This is a genomic window from Kineococcus glutinatus, assembly GCF_039542765.1.
Classification (GTDB): Bacteria; Actinomycetota; Actinomycetes; order Actinomycetales; family Kineococcaceae; genus Kineococcus_A; species Kineococcus_A glutinatus.
This window is the reverse complement of sequence record NZ_BAABIL010000422.1, coordinates 1-1003: the sequence shown is the minus strand read 5'-3', so window position 1 is coordinate 1003 and position 1003 is coordinate 1. Positions and strand designations below refer to the sequence as shown.

The 1003-nt window shown below is 74.9% G+C and carries 1 protein-coding gene; it reads right to left on the bottom strand.

The genetic code is table 11. The features are described from left to right. Positions 1-7: 7 nt before the first annotated feature. A partial coding sequence (locus ABEB16_RS15060; protein WP_345713049.1) for a pectinesterase family protein occupies positions 8-1003 on the bottom strand: 996 nt, incomplete at its 5' end.

Here is a 1003-nt window from a genome sequence, read left to right as displayed (position 1 = left end):
GGTGCGCTCAGGAACGCCCGTCCCAGTCGCCGAGCCACGCCCGGCGCGTCGCCGCGGCGGCCTCGGCGTCCGTCAGCTGCGGGCGCCCCGGGCCGGTCAGCGCACCCGGCCCGCGGTTGCCGTGCTCCCGCAGCCGCGCCCCCCGCCAGGGGAAGCCGGACATGTCCGACCAGCCCTGCGGGCCGAACGCGGCGTCCAGCCACGTGTCGCGCACCACGACCTCCGGGTGCAGCGACGCGTCGCCCCCGGCGTACCAGGGCCGCCCGAGGAAGAACGTCCCGTCCGGCGCGTCGCTCGTGATGCGGCCGTCCACGACGAGGAAACCGCGGCGCTGCGGCGGCGTGCTCGGCGCGAACACGTACCCGTTGAGGGTGCTGCTGCCCCGCGACAGGGCGTGGAACGTGCAGTTCTCGAAGACCGCCGTCGCGCTGCCGAAGACGAAGTCCACGTCGCCCTCGACGTACACGTCGCGGAACAGGTGCCGGCCGGCGTCGTCGCCCCCGCCGTTGACGTAGAGGGTGTCCTGGTTGCCGATGAACCGGGCGCCGTCGACGCGGATGCGGTCGCCCTGCGCCTTGAGGGCCACGGCCTGCCGGTTGGTGATCTCCGGGTGCGCCTGCTCGTCGAACGTGTTGGCGATGGTGAGGTCGGCGATCCGCGTGCCGTCGGCGTGGGTCGTCACCGTGGCGCTGCCCGTCGTGCCGTACGTGCCGCCGCCGGGCCTGGGCGTGCCGGAGGCGTTGTCGTGCTCGATGACCACGTCCTCGGCCCGCCCGCCGGCACCGCGCAGCTCGACCCCGGCGGCGGTGGCGGGAACGGTGACGACCTCGTGGTAGGTGCCCGGGTGCACCAGGATCGTCGTGTCCCGGGCGTCGGCGGGCAGCGCGTCCACGGCCGCCTGCACGGTGCGGAACCGTCCCGAGCCGTCGGCGGCGACCACCAGGACGTGACCGTGGTGATGCCGGTGAAGGACCGCGCCCACCTCATCACGCGCTCCCTCGAC